This window comes from Bradyrhizobium sp. UFLA05-153, from assembly GCF_054185185.1.
The window spans coordinates 1-2,570 of record NZ_JBBIAM010000282.1; the positions used below are offsets into that span (position 1 = coordinate 1).

Below are 2,570 nucleotides of genomic sequence, written 5' to 3' on the forward strand. Positions count from 1 at the left end.
CTGCTATCGTACAAAGATTACTACAACGCCACGCGCACTCATTTGTCATTGAACAAGGATGCCCCGGTTCCTCGCGGCGTTGAGCGGGTCGGGAATATCGTATGCCGACCGGTCCTAGGCGGACTGCACCATCAATATGGCCGGATGTGATTTACGGTAGGCACAAGACGATAACCCGCGAAGTCGAACTCCGGATAATCTCGGCGACCCCAGCGTGGTCGGAGAGTTTGTCGGTATCGCAACATAGGCCTGACACGGTCGGGTCGTCGTCAGAGGAGGAAGCCATGGCAGTCCGTAGACCCACACTCGATCAGTTGCGCAGCGTTGCCGAAGATCTCGGCATGCACATGGGGGAGGAGGAACTTAAGTCCTACGACGCTCTGATGCAGGCGAACTATGCCGCCTACGATGCCGTCGACACGATGGCGGACTACGTCCCGGCGGTGAAATATCCACGCACGCCGGGCTATCGCCCCGAAGGCGAGGAAAACAAGTTCAATGCTTGGTACATCAAGACCGAAATCAAGGGGGCGCCGGGCGGCAAGCTGGCCGGTAAGAAGATCGCGTTGAAGGACAATGTTTGCCTCGCTGGCGTGCCGATGATGAACGGTGCGTCGACGCTCGAGGGTTACACGCCGGATACGGATGCGACCATCGTCACGCGCATCCTCGATGCTGGCGGCATCATCGTCGGCAAGACCCACTGCGAGTATTTCTGCTTCTCCGGCGGCAGCCACACCTGCGCGGCTGGTCCCGTGCACAATCCCCATAAGATGGGTTATTCGGCCGGCGGCTCATCATCGGGCAGCGCCGTGGTGGTGGCGATCGGGGAAGCAGACATGGCCATCGGCGGCGATCAGGGCGGGTCTATCCGCATTCCCTCCGCCTTTAGCGGCACGTACGGTATGAAGGGCACTTATGGGTTGGTTCCGTACACCGGCGTGATGCCGATCGAGCTCACCATTGATCACACCGGGCCGATGACGGCCAACGTGCGCGATAACGCGTTGCTGCTCGAAGTGCTGGCCGGTGCGGACGGGCTTGACCCGCGACAAACGGCGCCGAAGGTCGCGGAGTATACCGCCGAGCTTGACGGCGGCGTCAAAGGATTGAAGATCGGCGTCGTGCGCGAGGGGTTTGGCCATCCAAGCTCCGAGTCGGATGTTGATGCCAAGGTCAAATCCGGTGCCGATCTCTTCAAAAAGCTTGGCGCTACGGTCGAAGAAATCTCGATCCCGATGCACATGGTGGCGCCGGCGATCTGGCTGCCGATCGCCGCCGAAGGCGCCACCGAATTCATGATGAAGGGCAACGGCATGGGGACCAACTGGCGTGGTCTCTACAACACCACACTGCTCGATGCCCATTCAGGCTGGCGCTATCGCGCGGACGAATTGTCCGACAGTCTCAAGATCACCATGCTGCTCGGCCAGTACTTCAGCAAGCACTATCGCGGTCACTTTTATTCCAAGGCCCAGAATCTGAACCGTAAGCTGCGCGCGGCCTATGATGCCGCCTTAAGCAACTACGACCTGCTGCTGATGCCGACGTTGCCCATGAAGGCGACGCCCCTGCCGCCCCCGGACGCGCCGCGCGAGCTCTACATACAGCGCGCGTTCGAAATGGTGCCCAACACGGCGCCGTTCAACGCGTCAGGCCATCCGGCGATGAGCATCCCCTGCGGCATGACCGACGGCCTGCCGATCGGGTTGATGCTCATCGGCAAATATTTTGACGAGCCGACGATTTATCGCGCCGCCGCCGCATTCGAAGGCGCCGGCGACTGGAAGAAGATGTAACCAACGAGACGGCCGGCCATCCGAAGGTAGGCCGCCCCATTCAGCATTGGAAGGGATCATGGACCTCCGACTCAAAGGGCAAGAACGCGCTGGTGACCGGCGGCAGCAAGGGGATCGGACTTGCAATCGCGGAGCTGTTCGCCGCCGAGGGCGCTAATGTGGCGATCTGCGCGCACAATGCCGACAAGTCGGTAAGGTCGCGAAAAATCTAGCGGCAAAGGGCGTCAGATCTTGGGGCAAAGGCATCGATGTCGCGATCCCGGCGCGCTGAAGGGCCGGATCAATGGCGCAGCCGCCGAGTTCGGCGGCATCGATACAATCGTCTGCAATGTCAGCGCGCTCGCGGTCGACGATACGCCGGAGACTTGAGAAAGATCGTTTCGTACCGACATGATGCATACCGTCAATTCAGTCGCGGCTGCCATTCCTTATCTGGAGAAATCCACGTCGGCATCGATTATCTCCAGCGTCTCCAGTTTCGAAGTCGACTTTGCCGCGGGTTCGTGCGGAGTAGGGCCGCCTTCTCCCGGGCGGCCATAGTTTCAATGCTGGTTGAGCAGTTCGGCTAAGAGCTTGTTCGTGCGCTCGCATTCTCTTTCAAAGTCGGCCCAATGACCGCGGTGGCCTCCATCTCGATCAGATCGGCCTGCAACGTTTCAATTTTTTACGCTTTTACGACGTAAGCATCCGGCGTGGCTTTCAATTACCCACATTTCCAGCCGCTCCGATTTCGGCGCCGAGTTCGATATCGGTGAGTCTGGAGAGTCCGCG

At 59.8% G+C, this 2,570-nt stretch carries 3 protein-coding genes; all 3 read left to right on the top strand.

The window, feature by feature from the left end:
- Positions 1–284: 284 nt before the first annotated feature.
- The gene (locus Q2941_RS51265) at positions 285–1,799 is read left to right on the top strand and encodes an amidase (protein WP_458197498.1); all 1,515 of its coding nucleotides are present in this window, start codon (positions 285–287) and stop codon (positions 1,797–1,799) included.
- 92 nt (positions 1,800–1,891) lie between these two features.
- Positions 1,892–2,011, top strand: a complete 120-nt coding sequence (locus Q2941_RS51270; protein ID WP_458197499.1) for an SDR family NAD(P)-dependent oxidoreductase — start codon at positions 1,892–1,894, stop codon at positions 2,009–2,011.
- A gap of 19 nt (positions 2,012–2,030) precedes the next feature.
- Positions 2,031–2,168, top strand: a complete 138-nt coding sequence (locus Q2941_RS51275; RefSeq protein ID WP_458197500.1) for a hypothetical protein — start codon at positions 2,031–2,033, stop codon at positions 2,166–2,168.
- Positions 2,169–2,570: the final 402 nt, after the last annotated feature.

Bases quoted from the DNA above. Each gene is read 5' to 3' on its own strand.
- Q2941_RS51265 (WP_458197498.1), top strand. From the start codon at position 285: ATGGCAGTCCGTAGACCCACACTCGATCAGTTGCGCAGCGTTGCCGAA.